Annotated in this window: 18 protein-coding genes and 1 pseudogene; 7 read left to right on the forward strand and 12 right to left on the reverse strand. The window is 63.1% G+C overall.

Annotation, left to right across the window (positions count from 1 at the left end):
* Positions 1-440 precede the first annotated feature (440 nt).
* The 3 genes from AC1DJW_RS24085 to AC1DJW_RS24095 all read right to left on the reverse strand — a co-directional run bounded on the left by AC1DJW_RS24085 (position 441) and on the right by AC1DJW_RS24095 (position 3,926).
* A complete protein-coding gene (locus tag AC1DJW_RS24085) occupies positions 441-1,634 on the reverse strand; it encodes an NAD(P)-dependent malic enzyme (RefSeq protein WP_284756064.1) in 1,194 nt (397 codons plus the stop codon).
* Between the two features lie 239 nt (positions 1,635-1,873).
* Entirely contained in the window at positions 1,874-2,476 is a 603-nt protein-coding gene (locus AC1DJW_RS24090) for a TetR/AcrR family transcriptional regulator (RefSeq protein ID WP_284756066.1), read from the reverse strand.
* Between the two features lie 121 nt (positions 2,477-2,597).
* The gene (locus AC1DJW_RS24095; protein ID WP_476902716.1) at positions 2,598-3,926 is read right to left on the reverse strand and encodes an MFS transporter; all 1,329 of its coding nucleotides are present in this window, start codon (positions 3,924-3,926) and stop codon (positions 2,598-2,600) included.
* A gap of 163 nt (positions 3,927-4,089) precedes the next feature.
* Here AC1DJW_RS24095 and rraA point away from each other — a divergent pair, with 163 nt between their 5' ends.
* From rraA to AC1DJW_RS24110, 3 genes are all read left to right on the forward strand, one after another.
* A complete protein-coding gene (gene rraA, locus AC1DJW_RS24100) occupies positions 4,090-4,572 on the forward strand; it encodes a ribonuclease E activity regulator RraA (protein WP_284756070.1) in 483 nt (160 codons plus the stop codon).
* A 106-nt stretch (positions 4,573-4,678) separates the two neighbouring features.
* Positions 4,679-6,331: an MDR family MFS transporter gene (locus AC1DJW_RS24105; RefSeq protein WP_476902717.1), complete on the forward strand. Its 1,653-nt coding sequence runs from the start codon at positions 4,679-4,681 to the stop codon at positions 6,329-6,331.
* A gap of 258 nt (positions 6,332-6,589) precedes the next feature.
* On the forward strand, positions 6,590-8,050 hold the full coding sequence (locus AC1DJW_RS24110) for a sugar porter family MFS transporter (protein WP_476902718.1): 1,461 nt from the start codon (positions 6,590-6,592) through the stop codon (positions 8,048-8,050).
* A gap of 77 nt (positions 8,051-8,127) precedes the next feature.
* Here AC1DJW_RS24110 and AC1DJW_RS24115 read toward each other — a convergent pair whose 3' ends face one another.
* The 3 genes from AC1DJW_RS24115 to AC1DJW_RS24125 form a co-directional block, all read right to left on the reverse strand.
* Positions 8,128-9,354 (reverse strand): MFS transporter, encoded by a 1,227-nt coding sequence (locus tag AC1DJW_RS24115; protein ID WP_476902719.1) that lies wholly within the window; start codon positions 9,352-9,354, stop codon positions 8,128-8,130.
* 26 nt (positions 9,355-9,380) lie between these two features.
* The gene (locus tag AC1DJW_RS24120) at positions 9,381-9,827 is read right to left on the reverse strand and encodes a MarR family winged helix-turn-helix transcriptional regulator (RefSeq protein ID WP_284756075.1); all 447 of its coding nucleotides are present in this window, start codon (positions 9,825-9,827) and stop codon (positions 9,381-9,383) included.
* An 82-nt stretch (positions 9,828-9,909) separates the two neighbouring features.
* A complete protein-coding gene (locus tag AC1DJW_RS24125; RefSeq protein ID WP_284756077.1) occupies positions 9,910-10,413 on the reverse strand; it encodes a GNAT family N-acetyltransferase in 504 nt (167 codons plus the stop codon).
* Between the two features lie 159 nt (positions 10,414-10,572).
* Here AC1DJW_RS24125 and AC1DJW_RS24130 point away from each other — a divergent pair, with 159 nt between their 5' ends.
* Entirely contained in the window at positions 10,573-12,048 is a 1,476-nt protein-coding gene (locus AC1DJW_RS24130; RefSeq protein ID WP_476902720.1) for an amino acid permease, read from the forward strand.
* 137 nt (positions 12,049-12,185) lie between these two features.
* Here the strand turns inward: AC1DJW_RS24130 and AC1DJW_RS24135 are convergent, their stop codons facing one another.
* Both AC1DJW_RS24135 and AC1DJW_RS24140 read right to left on the reverse strand, forming a co-directional pair.
* Entirely contained in the window at positions 12,186-12,692 is a 507-nt protein-coding gene (locus AC1DJW_RS24135) for an anthrone oxygenase family protein (protein WP_476902721.1), read from the reverse strand.
* Positions 12,689-13,420, reverse strand: coding sequence for an NAD(P)-dependent oxidoreductase (locus tag AC1DJW_RS24140; protein ID WP_459342989.1), 732 nt, complete (start codon positions 13,418-13,420; stop codon positions 12,689-12,691). Before AC1DJW_RS24140 ends, AC1DJW_RS24135 begins: the two co-directional genes overlap by 4 nt.
* A 60-nt stretch (positions 13,421-13,480) precedes the next feature.
* On the opposite strand from AC1DJW_RS24140, the gene AC1DJW_RS24145 reads away from it, so the two are divergent.
* A complete protein-coding gene (locus tag AC1DJW_RS24145) occupies positions 13,481-13,969 on the forward strand; it encodes a MarR family winged helix-turn-helix transcriptional regulator (protein WP_476902722.1) in 489 nt (162 codons plus the stop codon).
* 159 nt (positions 13,970-14,128) lie between these two features.
* On the opposite strand, the gene AC1DJW_RS24150 is transcribed toward AC1DJW_RS24145, so the two are convergent.
* The 3 genes and pseudogenes from AC1DJW_RS24150 to AC1DJW_RS24160 form a co-directional block, all read right to left on the reverse strand.
* Positions 14,129-15,277 carry a mannitol-1-phosphate 5-dehydrogenase gene (locus tag AC1DJW_RS24150; protein ID WP_390282796.1) on the reverse strand — a complete coding sequence of 383 codons (1,149 nt, stop codon included), beginning with the start codon at positions 15,275-15,277 and terminating at the stop codon, positions 14,129-14,131.
* A pseudogene (locus AC1DJW_RS24155) lies at positions 15,277-17,258 on the reverse strand (PTS mannitol transporter subunit IICBA). Before AC1DJW_RS24155 ends, AC1DJW_RS24150 begins: the two are co-directional and overlap by 1 nt.
* 69 nt (positions 17,259-17,327) lie before the next feature.
* Positions 17,328-18,050 carry a TetR/AcrR family transcriptional regulator gene (locus AC1DJW_RS24160; protein ID WP_059388720.1) on the reverse strand — a complete coding sequence of 241 codons (723 nt, stop codon included), beginning with the start codon at positions 18,048-18,050 and terminating at the stop codon, positions 17,328-17,330.
* A gap of 117 nt (positions 18,051-18,167) precedes the next feature.
* Here AC1DJW_RS24160 and ptsP point away from each other — a divergent pair, with 117 nt between their 5' ends.
* Positions 18,168-19,856: a phosphoenolpyruvate--protein phosphotransferase gene (gene ptsP / locus AC1DJW_RS24165; RefSeq protein ID WP_476902723.1), complete on the forward strand. Its 1,689-nt coding sequence runs from the start codon at positions 18,168-18,170 to the stop codon at positions 19,854-19,856.
* A 41-nt stretch (positions 19,857-19,897) separates the two neighbouring features.
* Complete coding sequence (locus tag AC1DJW_RS24170) at positions 19,898-20,176, forward strand: HPr family phosphocarrier protein (RefSeq protein WP_476902724.1); 279 nt, start codon at positions 19,898-19,900, stop codon at positions 20,174-20,176.
* A gap of 273 nt (positions 20,177-20,449) precedes the next feature.
* Here the strand turns inward: AC1DJW_RS24170 and AC1DJW_RS24175 are convergent, their stop codons facing one another.
* Entirely contained in the window at positions 20,450-21,715 is a 1,266-nt protein-coding gene (locus tag AC1DJW_RS24175; RefSeq protein ID WP_284756090.1) for an acyl-CoA dehydrogenase family protein, read from the reverse strand.
* Positions 21,716-21,747 lie beyond the last annotated feature (32 nt).

The raw sequence follows: 21,747 nt of genomic DNA on the forward strand, positions 1-21,747 counted from the left end.
TCCTCGTCCCGTGCGGCTGCAAATAGTACTCATGCATGAACTCACGGATCTCTTCACGCGTAAAACCCTTGTTATCAACGGCCATCGCCGGCTCCTTCAATCAACAGGTAATGAATGACTCACAACCAGCTTGACGATGAGGGAGCGTTTGTCGAAAGGGCGCCAAAGGTGAGCGAGCGTCAGTGAAAATGCCGCCAAAGGTGAGCGAGCGTCAGTCGATGCAAACGCTCGCTCATATATCCGGCCCAAATCCCAAACCCTCGCTCACATATCCGGCCCAAATCCCAAACCCTCGCTCACATATCCGGCCCAAATCCCAAACCCTCGCTCACCAGCGCTGAAGTTGGTCCCCGAGAACGACGGCGGAACAAAAGAACGACGGCGACCCTCCCCAGCACGGGAGGGTCGCCGTCGTCGGCTCGTTGGATTAAGCGCGCGGGCTATTCAGCCGCCGCCGCAACTGCCGCCGTAACCGCAGGAGCGACACGGGGATCCAGCGGGCTGGGCACGATGTAATCGGCGGAGAGTTCTTCCTCGGCCAGCGCGGCGATGGCGCGGGCTGCGGCGATCTTCATGGCCGGAGTGATGCGACGTGCGCCAGCGTCCAAGGCTCCGCGGAAAATTCCGGGGAAGGCAAGGACGTTGTTGATCTGGTTCGGGAAGTCGCTCCGGCCGGTGGCCACGACGGCCGCGTACTTGACGGCGACCTCGGGCAGGACTTCCGGGTCCGGGTTGGACAGGGCGAACACGATCGAATTCTCGTTCATGAGCTTCAAGTGTTCCTCGGCCAGCTTGGACGAGGAAACGCCGATGAACACGTCGGCGCCCTGCAGTGCCTCCGCGGGTCCGCCGGAAAGGGCGCGGGGGTTGGTGCGCTGGGCGAAGCGGGCCTTGACGCTGCCTGAATCCGCCACCAGGTCGGCGCGCTCGGAGTTGATGATCCCCTTGGAATCCAGAAGGACGACGTCCTTGACGCCCGCGGTCAGCAGGATCTCGGAGACGGCGATGCCCGCGGCACCCGCACCGGAGACCACAACTTTCAGTCCCTCAAGCTCACGGCCGGTCACCTTGGCGGCGTTGGTCAAGGCTGCGAGAACCACGACGGCGGTGCCGTGCTGGTCATCGTGCATGACAGGGCAGTCGAGGGCTTCGATGAGGCGCTCTTCGAGTTCGAAGCAGCGGGGCGCGGAGATGTCTTCGAGGTTGACTGCACCGAAGCTCGGACGCAGGCGGACAAGGGTCTCGATGATTTCGTCCACGTTGGTGGTGTTGAGGACCAAGGGGATGGAGTCGAGGTCGCCGAAGGCCTTGAAGAGCGCGGACTTTCCTTCCATGACCGGGAGGGAAGCGCTGGGTCCGATGTCGCCCAGGCCCAGGACCGCGGTGCCATCGCTGACGACCACCACGAGGCGCTCGGCCCACGTGTGGGTGCGTGCAAGCTCGGGGTTGGCGTGGATCGCTCGGCTCACCTCGGCGACGCCGGGAGTGTAGGCGATGGAAAGGTCCCGCTTGTTCAAAAGCGGCACGGTGCTGGACACGGAGAGCTTGCCGCCTTCGTGGGCGCTGAAGATTTCCTCTTCGCTCAGCGCCAGGGCAGTCAGATTCTGTTCAGGGGTGATGGTCTCGACGGACACGTCGTTGTCTCCTCAGGCTAGCCGTGAACCCACGGCACAATTCGGGCAGGTATAGAGGCTTCGGTGCCGGACCAAGGGTGGCTGGTCCGTGCGGTGAAACTCCTGCGGATATGGGCTGCTAGCCGCTTGGGTCCTGTCTTCGTAGACAGGGGCCTGATAGGAAGACTAGAGACATCCAGTCATAAACTCATACTTTTGGTCGTAGTGGTCTAGACCAATTACGTTGATTCCCGGAAAAGCTACGCGTCCGCAATCAACTTGCAGGCGTTCTTGAGGTCCTTCTCGGCGTCGAAAAGTGAGATCCGGCGGCAGTTGACGGACTGGACCAGACCACTGATTACGTGGAGCAGAATCCGGGCCCGCCCGGTGTCGCCGATCGCGGCCGCGACCATCTCGGCCGAGAGCACCCCGATATCGCGCAAGAGTACGGGGATGTCACCGTCGCGGGTGTCCCACGTGCGGGACAGACAGTGTTCGACTGCGGGTTGCATGACCCGCATGTGGAAGATCTCCATCCCGAGACCGGTGAGCTCTTGCTGGCTGCACCTCGAAGATGCCGGCTTGGCGTCGTTGAGTTCCCGGAGCTGCTGCCGGTAGACGGCGAGCATCAGATGGACCGTGGACGGAAAGTAACGGTAGAGCGTCCCGAGCGGAACGTGCGCCCGAGTGGATACATCCGAGAGGCTCACAGTATCGAACTGCCGCTGGGCGAATCCCGCGGCAGTCTTCAGTATCCGGGCGTAGCGCAATAGCTGTCTCGGCGTGGTGGGAGCAGCCGCCATTTGGGGCAACCCCGCGGCCAGATCCAGCGAATACGGTTCCAAGGAGTTCGGTTCGGACATTTCCGGCGTTCTGTTGGTTTGGGCTTCGTTCGGGGAGATTGCGCGGCCCCCCATAGACCGAGCGCGTCCTGACAATGATACGGCAGCAAGTTGTCAGTTCCCTGAGAACGGATTCCCAGGTCTATGCGACGCCCTTGATCTTCACCACGAATACCGCTCCTAGCAAGCCAATGACAGCTGCGGCCACATACAGCGAGACGTACCCACCCCAGAACACAACGAAAACGGAGGCAATCGCCGGCGCAATCACCTGCGGCAAAGAATTCGCCACGTTGATAACCCCGAGGTCCCTGCCCCGGTCCAGCGCAGTGGGGAGCACCTGGGTAATGAGCGCGAAGTCGACCGCGAGGTACGCGCCAAAGCCGATGCCGAGCACCACCGCGCCGGCAATGGCGCCCGTCCACGTGGGTTCGAACGCGAGGATCAGGCTTGCGATCGAAATGACGATGGAGGAAACAATCACCAGAGGTTTGCGTTTGCCCATGCGGTCGCTGATGGCACCGCCCACCACACTGGTGATGATCACCATCACGGCATAGAGGCCAGTCAGGATGAGGACCCCGAACTCAGGCTTGAGGCCCTGGGTCTCCTCGAGATGCACGGCATCCTTGAGGAAGAACAGCAAGTACAAGGTGACCATGTGGTTGCCGATATTGACCAGCAGGCGCGTCAACCAGGCCCACGCGAAGTCCGGGTATTTGACGGGCGAGATCCAAAATCCCTTGACGAATGTCCAGAGTTTGAACGGTGGCCTGGCCTCCGGAACGAGAGGCACGTCGCCACTCTTGAAAAGGTAAAGCACGACACCGGCCAGCAGCGCGGCAGCACACACGATGTAGCCGAGGGCAAAGTTCCCCGAAACTACGGAAGCGATCACAGCACCCGCGAGAATGCCCACGGTCTGGCCCATGGCCGCAAGGCCGCCGACCGCGCCGCGTTGGGGCACCGGCACTCGATCCGGAATAGCCGCTGTGATGGCCGCATAGGCTCCATTACAGCCGGCCTGGACCAGGCACCACAGAATAGTCATGACCGCCACGTTGGGAGCTACCGCCAAGGCCACCAAGGCTACGACGCCCAAAATGGCACCGAAGAGCACCCAAGGGACGCGCCGTCCGAAGCGGGACGTGGTGCGGTCGCTGAACGCACCAAAGAGGGGATTCGCGACCATCGACACCGCAGCACCACATCCTGTAACGAGCGCAAGGATGGCTTCCTTCTGGCCCTCATCGAAGTGGATGGCCTGCTGCCCTAGCAAAACCTGGAGAGGGCCGAAGAAGGCGGCGTTGATGCCCACATTGACGAGCACCACTCCGGTGACCCAGAGAGAGCGGACGCGCTCCACGGGCTCGGCGAGCGCCGTCGTCGGGCCTTCTGTTCGCGCAAGATCCAGGGCAGGATCCGCCGCCGGTCTTTCAGGCAATGAACCGGGCAGATCGGACAGGCTCATGACGGTACTCCCCTAGCCTCTGGACGTGTGAATTCAGCCTAGCGCCGAGGGAGCCTGCCCGGCTGTCACGAAGGCCCGTATGTGGACAACCGGCACATCCAAGACCCGCTAAGGCGAGGCCGCACGCGTTAGGGTAACTCCAACGGACCGAGGAGGATCAACGATGAACAGCCCAGCGAACCCCATCAACACAGCCGATCTCTACGACGAGCGTGCCGAAGAAGTTGAGTCGATATCACTGCAGTTCCAGGACCTCGGCGGCGTCTCGCACTTCAACGGCCCCGTGCGCACCATCAAGTGCTTTGAGGACAATGCACTCGTCAAGACCGTCCTGGCAACCCCCGGCGAAGGTGCCGTGCTGGTGGTGGACGGCTACGGCTCCCTGCGCACAGCCCTCATGGGGGACATGATCGCCGAGAGCGCCGTCGCGAACGGCTGGTCCGGCGTCGTGATCAACGGGGCCATTCGCGATCGCGTGGCTATCGCGAAGCTGCCTTTGGGCGTCAAGGCACTGGGAAGCAACCCCAAGAAGAGCTCCAAAGTGGGCCGTGGCGAAGTGGACATCCCCTTGGTGATTGACGGAGTGCACATCGAACCCGGCAACCTGATCTACTGCGATCCCGACGGGATTCTCATAGAGCGGTGACATTTTTCTCTCCAATCGGGTAAGACAGGGAATACAGGAGCCATTAGGATAGTTACTGAAAGCAACTATCCTGCTTAGTCCCCTTACATCCACCCTTGGAGAAGCAATGTCCAACGCCACGCCTGTGCGGGCCGCCGGAGAGGTCTTGACACACCGTCAGACGCTTACCGTCATGGTGGGCCTCATGCTCGGCATGTTCCTGTCCTCCCTGGACCAGACCATCGTGTCCACGTCCATTTACACGATCGCCAACGACCTCGATGGCCTGTCCCTGCAGGCGTGGGCCACCACGGCCTACCTCATCACCTCCACGGTGAGCACCCCGCTCTACGGCAAGCTCAGCGACATCTTCGGCCGCCGCCCGTTGTACCTGGCCGCGATCCTGATCTTCTTGGCCGGCTCCCTGTACGCCGGTTCCGTGCACTCCATGACCGAGCTCGCCATAGCCCGCGGCATCCAGGGAATGGGCGCCGGCGGTCTGCTGGCCCTCGCACTGACCATCATCGGCGACATCGTTGCCCTCAAGGATCGTGCCAAGTACCAGGGCTACTTCATGTCCGTCTTTGGCGTCTCCTCGGTGCTCGGACCCGTAGTCGGCGGTGCCTTCGCAGGATCGGCCAACATCCTTGGCTTCGACGGCTGGCGCTGGGTCTTCTTCATCAACCTGCCCATAGGCCTTGCCGCGCTGGCTGTCGTGTTCTTCTATCTGCACCTGCCCGCGAAGCACGTCAAGCAGAAAATCGACTACTGGGGCGCTGGAGCCATCACGCTGGCAATCGTCCCGCTGCTGCTCGTGGCCGAACAAGGCCGCAGCTGGGGCTGGACCTCCGTCAACTCGTGGATCTGCTACGGCCTCGGCGTCGTTGGCATCGTGGCGTTCCTGCTGGTTGAGCGGCGTGCCGGCGACTATGCGCTGATCCCCCTGCGGCTCTTCAGGAACATCACCTTCGGACTGTCCTCCCTGTTGAACTTCATCATCGGTATCGGCATGTTCGGGGCCATCGCGATGCTCCCGATGTACCTGCAGCTGGTCAAGGGCCTCACCCCCACCGAGGCGGGCCTCATGATGATCACCTTCACGGTGGGCATCCTCTTCGGTTCCATTACAGCGGGACGGACCATCTCGGCTTCGGGCGTTTTCCGGATCTTCCCGATCCTCGGCACGGGCATCCTCACCGCCGCCGCCATCGTCATGGGACTGTCCCTCGGCGTGGACACCGAGCTCTGGGTTCCCGGCCTGATCGCCGTGTTCTTCGGCATGGGCCTGGGCTTCTGCATGCAGCCGCTCACGTTGGCCATGCAGGTCTCCGTGCCGCCGAAGGACATGGGTGTGGGCACGTCCACCGCGGCATTCTTCCGTTCCATGGGCGGCGCAGTGGGAACCGCGGTATTCATCTCGATGCTCTTCAGCCTGGCCGCCGACAAGATCGCTTCAGGCATGAAGGACGCCATCGGCAACGCCGACTACCTCAAGGTGCTCAAGGATCCCGCGGTTGCCGCGGATCCCGCCAACGCCAAGCTGTACGACTTCTTCAAGAACGGCGCGACGAACGATTCGCTGAACGACACCAGCTGGCTCCACCATGCCAACCCGGCGCTCACACGGCCCATTCTTGAAGGCTTCGCGCAGTCGATCGACACCGTGATGCTGACCGCCGCCGCGCTCACCGGCCTCGCGTTCCTGATCACCTTCGCTTTGCCGAACAAGAAACTCACGGACCCGAAGGCGGCGGCGAAGGAATCCGTTTCCGCACACTAATATCTCGAACCGCGTCACGGCAGGCAGTCTTTTGGACTGCCTGCCGTTGTCGTTTCCAGCGTTCGCGCGGTGGAGTGCCCGACGGCGGCGCGAAAGTTTGCGCGGCGTGACACTTCCGGTGTGCCTGGCCGCGTTGATTGGAAGTCACGCTGGCGGCGTGCCACACTGTGTAGCGCGAGTGCACCGGCGTCCCCGTCGGAATCAGCTGCCGACGACGACCGCGCCGCACAATCCACCACATTTCCCCAAGGGAGAGCCATGCCCAAATCCAGCTCCGACAGCCATTCCGGCGTCCCACGCAAGGTAATTGGCCTGGCCGTTGCCGGAGCTGTGGGCGGTTTCCTCTTCGGCTTCGATTCCTCCGTGGTCAACGGCGCCGTCGATGCCATGAAGGACGAATTCATGCTGAGCGAAGCCGTCACGGGCTTCGCTGTGGCGGTCGCGTTGCTCGGCTGCGCGGCAGGGGCATATCTCGCGGGCAAGGTAGCGGACCGCTACGGCCGAATCCCCGCCATGAAGCTTGGTGCCGTGCTCTTCCTCGTCAGCTCCATCGGGACGGGCTTGGCTTTCAGCGTCTGGGACCTGGTTTTCTGGCGCTTGGTTGGCGGCCTGGGCATCGGCCTCGCGTCGGTGATCGCGCCGGCCTACATCTCGGAAATCTCCCCGCGCCAGGTCCGTGGGCGGCTCGCGTCGCTGCAGCAGTTGGCGATCACCACCGGCATTTTCGCGGCCCTGCTATCCGACGCCGTCCTGGCGACTTCCGCGGGAAGCGCCCACCACGCGTTGTGGCTCGGAATTGAGGCCTGGCGCTGGATGTTCATCGCCTGCGCCGTGCCCGCCGCGATATACGGCCTGATCGCCTTCCGGTTGCCCGAATCCCCGCACTTCCTGGTCCTCAACGGCAAGGAAGACACCGCACGCAAAATCTTCGACACCCTGATGCCCGGCGACGACACCGAACGCCACATCCGCGAAATCCGCGACTCAATCAAGCAGGACGAGCTCTCCACCAAGAAGGGCTCGCTCCGGGGCAAGGCCTTCGGCCTGCAGCCCGTGGTGTGGATCGGCATCATCCTGTCCGTGCTGCAGCAATTCGTCGGCATCAACGTGATCTTCTACTACTCCACCACCCTGTGGAAAGCAGTCGGCTTCCACGAGCAGGACTCCCTGGCCATCTCGGTGGCAACGTCCGTCACCAACATCCTGGTCACCCTCGTGGCCATCGCCCTCGTGGACCGCATCGGCCGCCGGCCCATCCTATTGGCGGGCTCCATCGGCATGGCCGTGTCCCTCGGTGCCATGGCGCTGGCCTTTTCTTCCGCCACCGGGACGGGTTCTTCGGTGTCCTTGACCGGCGCCTGGGGTCCTGTGGCCCTCGTGGCTGCAAACGTGTTCGTGGTGAGCTTCGGCGCTTCGTGGGGACCCCTGGTGTGGGTGCTCCTGGGCGAGATCTTCCCCTCACGCATCCGTGCCCGCGCGCTCGGCCTGGCCGCCGCGGCCCAGTGGATCGCCAACTTCGCCATCACCTTGAGCTTCCCCATCATGGCGGCGGGTTCGCTTCCGCTGACTTACGGCATGTACGCAGGGTTCGCCGCGGCGTCGTTCTTCTTCGTCATGTTCAAGGTGCCCGAAACCAACGGCATGTCCCTTGAGCAGGCCGAGACCTTGTTCGTACCGAAGGGCTCCAAACCTGCGGAGCTCGCGCCCGCACCCAAGTAGCCCCCACCCAAGTAGATCGCAGTTGTTGTCGTTTTGAGGCTTCATAACGACAACAACTGCGAGCTAGTTGGGCCCTCCTACCCGAGGTGCGGTTCGTGGGACTTCAGGAACCGGCGGCCGCCCACGGCCACGAGGATCGCGAACGCGAGGGCAAGGGCCGCGGCGAAGAACGGAACCTGCGGGCCAAAGTGCTCACCCAGCTGCGCCGCGACAAACGGAGCCAGCGCGCCGCCCATCCAGCGCACAAAGTTGTAACCGGCCGAGGCCACGGGACGCGGCGAATCGGAGACTTCCATGGCCAGTTCGGTGTACAGCGTGTTGTTGATGCCAAGCAGGGCGCCCGCCACAATGACAAGCACGACGACGGCAGTCACCGAGTGCCCCGCAGCCAGTCCCAGCCCGACGAGGTCCAGCAAGAGCGCCCCAAGGGTGCCGACCAGGACGTTGGTGGTGCCGAAGCGACGCTGCAGCACGGGTGCCACGAAGACCGAGAACACAGCCACTGCCACGCCCCAGCCGAAGAACACAGCACCGATACCGTAGGCGTCCATTCCCAGGATGAAGGGCGTGAAGGCCAGGATCGTGAAGAAGCCGTAGTTGTAGAACAGGGCACTGGCCGCAGTGGTGCGAAGGCCCTTGTGGCCCAGGGCAAGGAGCGGGTCACGCAAACGGGCCTTCGTTGCCGGCGTCGGGGTCTTGGGCAACAGGGCCAACAAGGCTATGAAGGAAACGGCCATGAGGACCGCCGTGCCGAAGAACGGTGCACGCCACTGCCAGCCGCCGAGGAGCGCGCCGAGCAATGGGCCCAGGGAAATACCCAGGCCAAGGGCGGCCTCGTACAGGATGATGGCCGTTCCGGTTCCGCCGCTCGCGACGCCGACAATCACGGCAAGCGCGGTGGCCACGAAGAGGGCGTTGCCAAGTCCCCAACCAGCGCGGAATCCGACCAGCTCACCCACGCTTCCGGACAGGCCCGAGAGCGAGGCGAACACGACAATCAGGGCAAGGCCGATCATGAGGGTCTTTTTGCCGCCGATCCGCGAAGAGACGAAACCGGTCACGAGCATCGCGACGGCGGTGACCAGGAAGTAGCTCGTGAAGAGCAAAGACACTTGGCTGGGGCTGGCCTGGAGGTTCTTGGCGATGGCCGGCAGGATCGGGTCTACCAGGCCGATGCCCATGAAGGCGAAGACGGCGGCAATCGCCGTGGCCCACACAGCTTTGGGCTGCTTGAGGAACGAGGCCTTCTCGGCCTCGAGGGTTTCTTCCGCTGGCTGCAGTTGCTCTGCGAGCTGGCCTTTCATGGAGTGCTCTCCTATTTTCGGCTTGTTCAGTATTGGACTGAGTGGTTGATCTTGTCGAACACCGGAAGGGCGGCTTGGACAGCGTCGCGTTCGGACTGGCTCAGCGCTCCGAGGATCCCGGCGATGAATTCGTTGCGGCGCCGGTCTGCCTTCTCGACGGCGGCACGCCCCGCCGCGGTCGCGGCGACGCGGACGGCGCGGGAGTCGTCCGGGTCTGCTTCGCGTTTGACCAGGCCCGCGCCCTCAAGCTTGATGATCTGCTCCGTGGCGCTGGGGACCTTGACCCCAAGGTTCCGCGCGATTCCCCCGACGCGGGCACCGCCGTCGAGCGCCATCTTGAGGACGCCAAGCTGGGCCGAGCTGAGTTGCTCCTCGGAATCGAGGCGACGCATCACATAGACGCTCTGCCGCAAGGCTTCCCGGAATGATTGGGCGAGGGCGAGCAGCGCGTCGTCAGCTGGATTGGTGTTCATATTTAGGTATCCTAACAGTTAGGCTGCCTAAATATCAAGGGATGCCGGACTTTGCCTCGAGATTGCCTCCAGGCTGCCGGCGCTACAGCGCCAGCTTCATTCCCTCGTGGCTGGCCACGAAACCAAGCCGCTCATAGAAGCGATGGGCGTCCTTGCGCGACTTGTCGCTGGTGAGCTGGACCAGGGTGCAGCCCCTGTTCCGGGCCTCTTCGATGGCCCATTGCATCATGGCCGCACCCACGCCATGATCCCGCAACTCCGCGGCGACGCGCACGGCCTCGATCTGGCAGCGCAGCGAGCCCTTCCGGGCCAGGCCCGGGATGAAACTCAGCTGGAAAGTTGCCACGCAAGCGCCGTTCAAGTGGCCCACCACCAACAGTTGGGCCGGATCCTCATTGATCTGTTGAAACGCCTGCAGATAGGGGCCGACGTCGTCGGCGTTTTCGCGGGAACTACCCAACTGATCGGCCGCGAGCAATCTCAGAATGGCGGGGAGGTCCTCCCAATGGGCCCGGCGGAGCGTGAAGACGCCTTCGTCCAGAACCATGCTCAACAGCGGCTTCACTCCTGGATTTGTGTGACTCATAGCACCAGCCTGACACAAGCTGGAGGATTCTTTTTGCTAGCCTTCATGAATTCTGGGTGAAACGATCAATCACAATCTTTTCGATTGTTCGAGTTACTTTGGACTAGCAGATTTGTTAGCCACGTCACCATTGCGGCGAATCACCCGAAGGATGCAAAAATGTCTGACCAGACAACCACGGGGCAACGCACTGCCTCCAGCAAAGACAGCGAGCCGCATCTGGCACGCTCACTGAGCAACCGCCACATCCAGCTGCTTGCCATCGGCGGCGCCATCGGCACAGGCCTGTTCATGGGCTCCGGAAAGACCATCTCCGTCGCCGGTCCGTCCGTGATCTTCGTGTACATGATCATCGGCTTCATGCTGTTCTTCGTCATGCGCGCCATGGGACAGCTCCTCCTGTCCAACCTGAACTACAAGTCCTTCAGCGACTTCGCCGGCGACCTCCTCGGTCCCTGGGCAGGCTTCTTCACCGGTTGGACCTACTGGTTCTGCTGGGTGGTAACGGGGGTGGCCGATGTCATCGCCATCGCGGGCTACGCCAATGAGCTCTGGCCGGGGGTGCCGCTCTGGATTCCGGGCCTCGCGACCATCGTCATCCTGCTCCTCTTGAACCTCCCCACCGTGAAGGCCTTCGGCGAGACTGAATTCTGGTTCGCCCTCATCAAGATCATCGCCATTGCCACTTTGATCATCGTGGGTATCGTGATGATCTCCACCGGCTTCAAGTCCGACGCCGGAGCCGCGAGCTTCACCAACCTCTGGAGCCACGGCGGGTTCTTCCCCAAGGAATTCATGGGCTTCGTTGCCGGCTTCCAGATCACGGTCTTCGCCTTCGTGGGTATCGAACTGGTGGGCACCGCCGCGGCCGAAACCAAGAACCCGGAGCACAACCTGCCCCGCGCCATCAACGCCATCCCGGTCCGCGTCATGCTGTTCTACGTCGGCGCGCTCATCATCCTGATGTCCGTCATCCCGTGGACCGAGTTCAAGGCCGGCCACAGCCCATTCATCGCTATGTTCTCTCTCGCAGGACTGGGCATCGCGGCCACCGTGGTGAACCTCGTGGTCCTGACTTCCGCCATGTCCTCAGCCAACTCCGGTATCTACTCGACGTCGCGCATGGTGTTTGGCCTGGCGAACGACGGCGATGCCCCCAAGATGTTCGGCCGCCTTTCCAGCCGCAAGGTTCCGCAGAACGCCCTATTCCTGTCCTGCGTGCTGCTCCTTGGCGGCGTCGCACTGCTCTACGCGGGCAAGGACATTGGAGCAGCCTTCGACATGGTCACCACCGTGTCCGCTGTCTGCTTCATGTTCGTCTGGTCGATCATCCTGGCCAGCTACCTCGTTTTCCGGAAGCGCCGGCCTCACCTCCACGAGGCATCCACGTTCAAGATGCCCGGCGGGATCGTCATGGTGTGGGTGGTCTTCGCGTTCTTTGGCTTCCTGGTCTGGGCCTTGACGACGCAGCCGGACACCCTCACGGCACTGCTCGTAACGCCCATCTGGTTCGCGATCCTCGCCGTGGCCTACGCCCTGGTCCGGAAGTCTCCGCTGCACCAGGCCCGCGTCGCCGAGTGGAAAGCCATGGCCGAAGCCGAGACGACCGCCGTCGAAGCCTCCGTCCGCGGCTAAGACGCTCGCTCACATATAGCGGCGGTTCTTCCAACGCTCGCTCACATATAGCGGCAAAACCCGAAACCCTCCTTCATCAATGTGAAGGAGGGTTTCGACTGTCCCGCCAAAGGCGGGTGAGCGTTGGGCGCCGGGACTTATGCTGGCGCGGGCTGCAAACTCCGACGGCGGATCGGTTGTCGCGCCGCGGCGACTGACAAAGCTCCGAAGGCCAAGAACGCAGCAAAGGTTCGTACTGCGTGGCCCACCTGCCAACGGTCGCGCATGTCCGCCCAGTCCCCTGGCGGGTTGCTGACGTTCCATCCAGCTTCGGCCAGATTGATAGGAACGTTGACCACGAGTGTGGTGATCAAGGCCGCGAGCAGCAGCCCAAGGGCGCCGGCCACCAACCAGAAACCGCGATCCCTTGTCTTGAGCTCCATCAATACCAGGGCCGCCGTGGCAATCAGCGCTGGAAACAGTAGGACTGAGGCCAGGAGGGGCAGCCCGACGAGGGCCACCTGCTGGAGCTGGGCGTAAACCGTGCTGCTAAATTGCCGCAAGGACAATTCCAAGACGAGTATCCCAGTGAGGAACCCCGCGAACAGGCCGACGAATACAAGCCCAGCGATACGGACCACCGACTGGATGGCTAGACGGCTCATGACAACTTTCCCTCGGGGACGCTATCCGGCGCGGCCTTCTTGCTGCTGGCCTCGCGGAAAAGCAGCTGAATGAGGCTCGGCTTCTGCGAAAAGGTTGCAACTGCTACATTCTTGCGCACGAACTCGTCCGAAGTGAGTTGCCTCAGCATGGAGTCCGCCAGGTCGGCCCGCGACGTGAAAGTGCCATTTATGTAGTCAACGGCCATCTTGTATTCAGTCACGGAATCGGTTTCGAAAAGACCGGAAGGCCGCATGATTGTCCAATCCAAGCCGCTGGCGGCGACAGCAGATTCCATTCGCCGCATGTCCTCGTACAGGGTCTTCCCCAGGAGCTTGGTAACGAGTGGCTGCAGCAATTTCTCGAAAAGGAACCCTCCGTGCGGGCCGGCCGTAGTGTCGGTGGCGCTTGAGCTCACGCAGACCAATCGACGGACGCCGTGGTTGCCCATTGCCCGGATGATGTTACCGGTGCCCACTGAATAGACCGTGATCGGCTGGCGGCTGTATGGAACGCCGAGGGTTGAGAGGACGGCATCACTTCCTTCGACGACGGCGCTCACGTCCTCGAAGTTGTACACATCGGCGCCGACCACACTTAGGCCGGGAGCGGAAATCGGGAATTCGTGCGGCCTGCGCGTGACAGCGGTGACGACGTGTCCGGCGTCGAGCGCTTGTGCGGTGAGAATCCTTCCGGTGGGGCCGTTCGCCCCGAATACTGCGATCTTCATGTGATGCGGCCTCCGGTATTCTTGTCCTAGGAAAACCATACAATACAGAAACGATATCATATGAGTTCCATATCAAATCAAGAGGCGGCAACTCCGCGCCGTCGGCGGCGTGCTGTCGCTGAGCTCAAAGCCGAGCTTCGGGGCGTGCGCGTGCAACTAGCCGTACTCAATCACCAGGTCGGCACCCAAGCCGAGCTGAAGGACGTTGACCTTGATTGTCTTGACCTGATCTCGAGCCGCGGGCCGCTCAGCCCGAGCATGTTGGCCAAACACGCGGGCCTGCACCCGGCCACCATGACTGGCATCCTCGACCGGCTTGAACGCGGAGGCTGGATTGTCCGGGACCGCGATCCGTCCGACCGGCGCGCCGTAGTGATCCGGGTTCTTCCCGACAGAAACGCCGAGATGTTCCGCCTCTACTCGGGAATGAACAGCCTCATGGACACCATCTGCGCAGACTACGACGACGCTGAAATCACAGTCATTACCGACTTCCTGCGGCGCGTCCAGGCCGCCGGAAGAACGGCGTCGGAAGAACTCGGCAATTGATCGACGCTCGCTCACTTTTGGAGCCCAAAGCGCTCACCCTCCTTCACATCAGGTGAAGGAGGGTGAGCGAGCGTTTGGGAAAAAACCGGCATATCTGAGCGAGCGTTCGGGAAAAAGCCCGCATATCTGAGCGAGCGTCGCCAGCCCGGCCCCGGCTGTCTAGGCCTCGGCCTTACGGTCTTCGATCAGCTTCCGCACCTGCGGGAACAACGGGTGCGACGGCGGAAGGTCCGTGATGCGCTCGACCGCTTCAGCGGCGTCCATCTCTGAAAGCATCCGGGCGAGTTCCACGGCTTCGTCGTCGGCCCCGTCGTCGAAACGCAGGGCGGCCGACATCGCGTCGAGCAAGGCGACGGGAGTGACTCCGCGCTCGGCCAGTTCTGCCGCCGGGCCGATGAACCGTTCGTGCCGGCCCAACTTGCGGAGCGGAGCACGGCCTACCCGGTTCACGGTGTCCGGCAAGTACGGGTTGGTGAAGCGGGACAGGATCTTCTGCACGTACGCTTCCTGCTCAGCTTCGACGAAGCCGTGTTTGGCCACGAGAAGCTGTTTGGTTTCCTCCAACACGGCTCGCACCCGGGCGGCCACGGAGGCGTCGGCCATCGCATCGGAGATCTTCTCCAAGCCGGCGCCGTAGCCGAAGTATGCTGCCGAGGCGTGTCCCGTGTTGACCGTGAAGAGCTTCCGTTCGATATACGGACCGAGCTCGTCCACGAAGGTCGCGCCGGGGATGACCGGCGCCTCACCCGCGAACGGCGTCCGGTCGATGACCCACTCGTAGAAGGTCTCCACAGTGACGTCCAGGCCTTGGCCCGGCGCCTGGTTGGGGACAATTCTGTCCACCGCGGTATTCGCAAAAACAGCAACGGAGGAAAGATCGCCCGCGGCACCGTCCCACGCCGCTTCCACTTCGGAACGCAGGAGGTCCGTGGCGTTGATCGCGTTCTCGCAGGCCATGACCTGGAGCGGAGCCAACGACGGCGAGCGGCCGGCGAGGCCCCGCGCTATCACGGGTGCCACGAACTTGAGGATGTGCGGCCCCACCGCCGTGGTGACGAGGTCCGCCGTCGCGATTTCCGCGACGACGGCAACCTCTTCGGTGCCCGAATTCAGGGCCCGGAAACCGGACACGGTCTTGACTGCCGCGTTTTCGCCGACCTCGTGGACCTCGTAGGAGGACACGGAGGCGAGCTGGCTGATCAAGGCATCTGCGACATCCGCGAAGACCACCTCATATCCGGCCTCGTGCAGCAGCAAACCGACGAACCCTCGTCCGATGTTCCCTGCCCCAAAATGGACTGCCTTCACTATGCGTTGACCTTTCCGAACAGATCCAGCACTTCCTGCACCGAGGTGGCCTGCTCGAGCTGGGCCACTTGCGCCTTGTCCGTGAAGATCTTGGCAATGGAGGACAGGATGTGGAGGTGCTCGTTGTTGATACCGGCGACGCCGACCACGAACTTGACCTGCTTGCCTCCCCAGTCGATGCCCTCGGGGTAGCGGACGATCGACACACCGGAGTGCCGGATGTGGTCCTTGGCAGCGTTGGTGCCGTGCGGGATGGCCAGGAAGCTGCCCATGTACGTGGACACGGATTCCTCGCGCTCATGCATGGCGTGGATGTAGCCCATGTCTACGGAACCGCGGTCCAGCAGGAGCTTGCCTGCTTCGTCGATGGCCGAGTCACGGTCCGTGGCGGTGCCGTTGAGGATCACGCTTTCGGCGAGCAGGACATCCTTGCCCCCGACGGCGGCCGGCTGGGCACCGGCGGCCGGTTCGGCAACCGCCGTCGAGCCCTCAGCGCCGGATCCGGCGTTGCTGCTCTTGACCAGTTCCACGATCTCCTCGTACCGGGGACTGTTCATGAAGTTGTCCACGGAGACGTGCACGGCGCTGGCTGTGACAGGCCGTGCGCGTTCGGTCAGGTCCTGGTGCGTGACCACGACGTCGTAGGTGTCGCTGAGGTTGGCAATGGCTGCATTTGTGACCTTGACGTCCGGGAAACCGGCTGCCTTGATCTTGTTGCGCAGCACCGAAGCACCCATGGCACTGGAGCCCATGCCGGCGTCGCACGCGAACACGATGTTCTGGATAGGACGGGTCAGGACGGCGGTTCCGCCACCGGCACCCAAGAGGGCGGAGGAAACGGAACTCTTCTTGCCTTTCATTTCTTCCATCTTGGAGGTGGCTGCACCAAGGTCAACCTCGTCGCTGTGATGCGTGGTGCGGAGAATCAGCGAGGAGACGAGGAACGACACCGTCGCCGCCAAGACGACCGACAAAATGACGCCCACATAGCTATCCCGGGAGGTCTGGGCAATGACTGCGAAGATGGATCCCGGGGCTGCGGGAGCCACGAGGCCGGAGTTGGTGACTGCGAGCGTCGCAATGCCTGTCATGCCTCCAGCGATAGCTCCGAGGATCAGCAGCGGGCGCATCAGGACATACGGGAAGTAGATCTCGTGGATGCCGCCAAGGAACTGGATGATCAAAGCGCCGGGTGCCGAGGCCTTCGCCGCCCCGCGTCCGAAGAAGATGTACGCGAGAAGAATTCCGGCTCCCGGACCGGGGTTGGCTTCAAGCAGGAACAAGATGGACTTACCTTGGTCGAGCGACTGCTGGATCCCCAACGGCGTCAGTACCCCGTGGTTGATTGCGTTGTTCAGGAAGAGGACCTTGGCGGGCTCGATGAAGATGCTGGTAAGCGGAAGGAGTCCGTTGTGGACCAGGAACTGGACGAAATTGCCCGCGGCCGTACTGAAGGCCTGGACCAGGGGAGAAATACCGAAGAAGCCGAGCATGGCGAGCAAAGCCCCCAGATACCTGCGGAGAAGTTGTTCACCAGCATCTCGAAGCCCGGACGGATCTTGCCATCCCAGATGGAGTCGATCTTCTTCATCGTCCAGCCACCGAGTGGGCCCATGATCATTGCACCGATAAACATCGGAATACCGGCACCAACGATCACGCCCATGGTACCAATAGCACCAACCACGCCGCCGCGGACGTCGTAGACCATCTTGCCGCCGGTGTATGCAATCAGGAGCGGCAGCAGATAGGTGATCATTGGGCCGACAAGGCCCACGTTCGGTGTACCGGCGGCGTTGTTGCCGAAGCCGCCCAGTTCGGGGACGGGCAGCCAACCGGTCTTGATGAACAGGGCGGTGATGATGCCCCATGCAATAAAGGCCCCGATGTTGGGCATGATCATGCCCGAGAGGAACGTTCCGAACTTTTGGACACCAACGCGCACGCTGGTGCGCTGTTTCGCAACTGACGCTGTTGCCATTGTGTGAATTCCTAACGTGAGTCCCGCATCAATGCGGAATCAGTCGATATCTATCGAAAGAGGACAGCTCTAGGAGCTGCTGGAGATTCGGTGAAGCCATTCAAGAAAGAGCTTCAGTTCCGAACTGGATAGCTGGTCTGAATGCGAGGCTTGGAGTGCCGCATTCAGCGCGATTGCCGCAACAACAACGGACGACTTGCCGGAGTCGTCTGCTGCGGCGCCACGGGCTGTTTCCGTGGACACGGCGAAAATCATGGAATCCCGGGTCATGGTGGAAAGTTCGAGGTTCCGGTCTTCCAGGGGCTCTGCAATGAGCATGAGCGTGACGCCAACGTTGGCCGCCAGGATGCTTCTGGCCGCCTCACGCGGGGGTACGTTGATCTGCCCGGCAATGGCCGCCTTGCTCAGCATCTCCTCCAGAAGCGACTCGGCATCAGCCACGATGGCCGGCCTGCTTTCCGGACGGATGTTGCCGAACATCACCAGGTAAAGGTGCGGTTGGGTAAGTCCGAACTGGACGTGGTTGTCCCACATCCGGCGGACGTCCTCCAGGGGAACCCCAGAGGGAGCGAAGTCCCGCTCTCCCGCCACATACTCCTCGAAGCCGGCTGCAACGACGGCGTCGAACAGCCCCTCCTTGTCGCCGAAGTGGTGGTAAAGCGTGGGCGCCGTGACGCCGGCAAGTTTGGTGATTTGGCGCGTAGAGACCGGCGACCCATCCGAATTCGCCAGCAACTCGGCAGCTGCACGGAGCAGCCGAGTTTTGGGCGGAAGCTGGTCATCGAAACTCATAGCCGCTACCCTAGCACCTATAGCAACGCTATATGAAGTGAGTCACAGGAGATTTTTTCGGATCCCGAGGCGCCGCAGCCGCCGGGTCCGATCCGAGAGCAGGAACAGAGGATTTCAGTGCAGAATTTCCAAGGAGTAGGCGTCAGCCCGGGCCGCGTCATTGGCACTATCCGTCAGATGCCCAAACCAGTCAGCGAACCGCCGTCGGGAGAGCAGCTAGCCGCATCGACCACCGCGGAAGACGCCGTCGCCGGCCTAAAAGCGGCGGCCCAGTCGGTCCACGACGAACTCAAAGCGCGCGCGGACAAGGCCAGTGGCGACGGCAAGGCGGTGCTGGAAGCCACCGCCCTCATGGCCAAGGACACCATGCTCCTGAAGTCGGCCACCAAGCTCATCAACAACAACGGCAGCTCCGCCGAACGCGCCATCTGGGAAGCCGGCGCCTCCGTGTCCGAAATGCTCCACAACCTGGGCGGATACATGGCCGAGCGCGCCACCGACGTCCTGGACGTCCGCGCGCGGATCGTCGCCGAACTTCGCGGAGTCCCCGCCCCGGGGATCCCGGCGTCGGACACTCCGTTCATCCTGGTGGCCGAAGACCTCGCTCCGGCCGACACCGCAACGCTGGACCCCGCCGTCGTGACAGCACTGGTCACCTCGGGCGGCGGACCGCAGTCCCACACGGCGATCATCGCGCGCTCGCTCGGCCTGCCCGCCGTCGTCGCGGCCCGCGGAGTGGACGAAATTCCTGACGGCGCAGAAGTCTTTGTGGACGGCGCAGCCGGCTCACTCTCCCTCGAACCCAGCGAAGAACAGCGCGCGGCCGCCCTCGCATGGGTCGAAAATGCCGCCACCCTGGCGGTTTTTGACGGCAACGGCACGACGGCGGACGGCCACTTGGTGCCCCTCCTCGCCAACGTCGGCGGCGCCAAGGACGCTGCCGCGGCCGCTGCGCTTGGCGCGCAGGGCGTGGGCCTTTTCCGCACCGAATTCTGCTTCCTGGAACGCGACACCGAACCGACCGTGCTTGAACAGGCCGCCGCGTACAGGGGCGTGTTCGACGCTTTCCCGGGCAAGAAAGTAGTGCTCCGGACCCTCGATGCAGGCGCCGACAAGCCCCTTCCCTTCCTCACCGACGCCACCGAACCCAACCCGGCCCTCGGCGTGCGCGGCTACCGCACCGACTTCACGACACCCGGTGTTTTGGACCGCCAGCTCGAGGCCATCGCCATAGCGGCCGACGAAACAGAAGCCGAGGTGTGGGTCATGGCACCCATGATCTCGACTGCGGCCGAGGCTGCCCATTTCGCGTCGATGTGCGATGCCGCGGGCATCAAGACACCCGGCGTGATGGTGGAAGTTCCCTCGGCAGCATTGACCTCGGCGTCGGTCCTGCGCCACGTGGGCTTCGCGTCCCTCGGCACCAACGACCTCACCCAGTACGCCATGGCCGCCGACCGGCAACTCGGGCCCCTCGCCGAACTCAACACCCCGTGGCAGCCAGCCGTCCTGCGCCTCGTCCAGCTGACAGTGGCGGGCTCGGCGGAAGAAGGCAGCGGCAAACCCGTTGGCGTCTGCGGTGAAGCTGCCGCGGACCCGGCCCTCGCCGTCGTACTCGTTGGCCTGGGCGTGTCCACACTGTCCATGACCGCCCGCTCGCTGGCCGCCGTCGGAACCGTGCTCAAAACGGTGACGTTGGAACAGGCGCAGGAGCTCGCCCGGCTGGCGCTCAGCGCACCCGATGCGCTTGATGCGAAGGCCTGGGTCCGCGCCAAACTGCCGATCCTCGAGGAACTCGGGCTCTGAGCCCAGCCGTACTGCCCCCTACCTGAACACAAGGAGAAACCATGCCCGAACGCACCGCCACCATCGCCAGCCGCTCCGGACTGCACGCCCGTCCGGCGGCGATTTTTGCCGAAGCCGCGGGGGAATCCCCGGTTGAAGTGACCATCGCGATGGCCGGTTCGCCTGCCGACGACGCGCTCGACGCCGCCAGCATCCTTTCGCTCATGACGCTCGGCGCGGCGAAGGGCGACGTCGTCGTGCTTCGTGCAGATGGCGACGGCGCCGACGCTGCCCTCGATTCCCTGGTGACGCTGCTGGAAACAGACCTCGACGCGGAGTAGGCACCTCCCACCCGACGCTCGCTCACATATGGTGGCTTCCCGCCCAACGCTCGCTCACATATGGTGGCTTCCCGCCCAACGCTCGCTCACACATGGCGGCCTCCCGTCGAACGCTCGCTCACATACGGTGGCTTCCCGCCAGACGCTCGCTCACCGTTGATTAGCGAGCGAGCGTTACGTCGATTGCGCTCATATCTGAGCGAGCGTCCGGGATTTTGGGCTCATATCTGAGCGAGCGTCTGGGGGGCCGCGCCGGGGGCGGGGGATACCGCTTTAGGCGAAGGCTGAGATGCCCGTGATCGAGCGTCCGATAATCAACGCCTGCACGGTCTCTGTGCCTTCATAGGTATGGATGCCCTCTATGTCGGCGAAGTGCCGGGCCACGCGGTTGGCCAACAAGATCCCATTGCCCCCGAGCAGGTCGCGCGCGTTCGAGGCGATGCTGCGGGCAGTCCGGGTGCATGTGAACTTCGCGAGCGCCGCCTGAGCGGGAGTCAGCACGCCCTCTTCGTCCAGCTTGGTCATCTGCATGACCATGAGCTGCATGGTGGCGAGCTCCGAATGCATCCGGGTAAGTCGCTCCTGCACAATCTGCGAAGCGGCCAGCGGGCGGCCGAACTGCCGGCGTTGGGCAGCGTACTGCACCGCGGTTTCGTAGCAGGCAGTGGCATGCCCGACGGCGGACCAGGCCACTCCCAGCCGGGTCGCCAAGAGCACCCGGGCCGTGTCCTTGAAACTCCGGGCACCCGGGAGCACGTTTTCCGCCGGGATGAAGACATTCTCAAGGCGGATATGTGCCTGCCAAATGGCCCGGAGTGAGAGCTTGCCTTCGATGGTCGTGGCAGAGTATCCGGGGGAATCCTGCGGGACGAGGTATCCGTGGACTTGCCCGTCGTCGCCGCGGGCCCAGACGACGGTCAGCCCGCCGATCGAGCCGTTGCCGATCCACTTCTTTTCACCGTTGAGCACATACCCGCCCTCGACGGCCGTCGCAGTTGTCTCGAGTCCCACCGAGTCGGAGCCGTGCGCGGGCTCGGTCAACGCGAAGGCACCGAATTCCTCGGCCCGGGAAAGCGCGGGAAGCCAGCGGGCCTGCTGTTCCGGGGAACCGCATTCGGCCACGGATCGAAGGGCCAAACCACCCTGGACCGCGACCACCGTGCCGATGGACCCGTCGCCGCGGCTCAGTTCCATGGTGACCAGCCCGGCGGCGGTTTTGCTCATGGCAGGGAACCCGTCGATGTTGATTCCGTCGCGCAGGAGGTCAAGTTCACCGAGACGCTTCACCAAGTGCAGCGGATACTCCGCGCGCTCCCAGTACCCCGCGATGACCGGGAGCACCTCGTCCTGGACAAAGGTCCGCGCACGGTCCCAGTAGGCGCGGTCTTCGCCGCTGATGTCCTTGAAAACGGAGGCCGGGTCCGGGTCCAGCGATTCGTTGAGGACATACTCGGGCTCCATGGTGCCAGCCGGGAAAACAGTCCCAGCCGGAAACAAGGCATCCAGTTCTTCGGAGGTGCTATTGGACGTCGTCGTCATGGGGGAATCCTCGCTCTGGGGTTTCGATCTGC

It is taken from the genome of Arthrobacter sp. 05L417 (assembly GCF_056397865.1).

What these genes read in the sequence shown, in the direction of transcription:
- AC1DJW_RS24090 (WP_284756066.1), bottom strand. Translation starts at nt 2,476, where the DNA reads ATGTCCGAACCGAACTCCTTGGAACCGTATTCGCTGGATCTGGCCGCG.
- AC1DJW_RS24095 (WP_476902716.1), bottom strand. Translation starts at nt 3,926, where the DNA reads ATGAGCCTGTCCGATCTGCCCGGTTCATTGCCTGAAAGACCGGCGGCG.
- rraA (WP_284756070.1), top strand. Translation starts at nt 4,090, where the DNA reads ATGAACAGCCCAGCGAACCCCATCAACACAGCCGATCTCTACGACGAG.
- AC1DJW_RS24105 (WP_476902717.1), top strand. Translation starts at nt 4,679, where the DNA reads ATGTCCAACGCCACGCCTGTGCGGGCCGCCGGAGAGGTCTTGACACAC.
- AC1DJW_RS24110 (WP_476902718.1), top strand. Translation starts at nt 6,590, where the DNA reads ATGCCCAAATCCAGCTCCGACAGCCATTCCGGCGTCCCACGCAAGGTA.
- AC1DJW_RS24115 (WP_476902719.1), bottom strand. Translation starts at nt 9,354, where the DNA reads ATGAAAGGCCAGCTCGCAGAGCAACTGCAGCCAGCGGAAGAAACCCTC.
- AC1DJW_RS24120 (WP_284756075.1), bottom strand. Translation starts at nt 9,827, where the DNA reads ATGAACACCAATCCAGCTGACGACGCGCTGCTCGCCCTCGCCCAATCA.
- AC1DJW_RS24125 (WP_284756077.1), bottom strand. Translation starts at nt 10,413, where the DNA reads ATGAGTCACACAAATCCAGGAGTGAAGCCGCTGTTGAGCATGGTTCTG.
- AC1DJW_RS24130 (WP_476902720.1), top strand. Translation starts at nt 10,573, where the DNA reads ATGTCTGACCAGACAACCACGGGGCAACGCACTGCCTCCAGCAAAGAC.
- AC1DJW_RS24135 (WP_476902721.1), bottom strand. Translation starts at nt 12,692, where the DNA reads ATGAGCCGTCTAGCCATCCAGTCGGTGGTCCGTATCGCTGGGCTTGTA.
- AC1DJW_RS24140 (WP_459342989.1), bottom strand. Translation starts at nt 13,420, where the DNA reads ATGAAGATCGCAGTATTCGGGGCGAACGGCCCCACCGGAAGGATTCTC.
- AC1DJW_RS24145 (WP_476902722.1), top strand. Translation starts at nt 13,481, where the DNA reads ATGAGTTCCATATCAAATCAAGAGGCGGCAACTCCGCGCCGTCGGCGG.
- AC1DJW_RS24160 (WP_059388720.1), bottom strand. Translation starts at nt 18,050, where the DNA reads ATGAGTTTCGATGACCAGCTTCCGCCCAAAACTCGGCTGCTCCGTGCA.
- AC1DJW_RS24170 (WP_476902724.1), top strand. Translation starts at nt 19,898, where the DNA reads ATGCCCGAACGCACCGCCACCATCGCCAGCCGCTCCGGACTGCACGCC.
- AC1DJW_RS24175 (WP_284756090.1), bottom strand. Translation starts at nt 21,715, where the DNA reads ATGACGACGACGTCCAATAGCACCTCCGAAGAACTGGATGCCTTGTTT.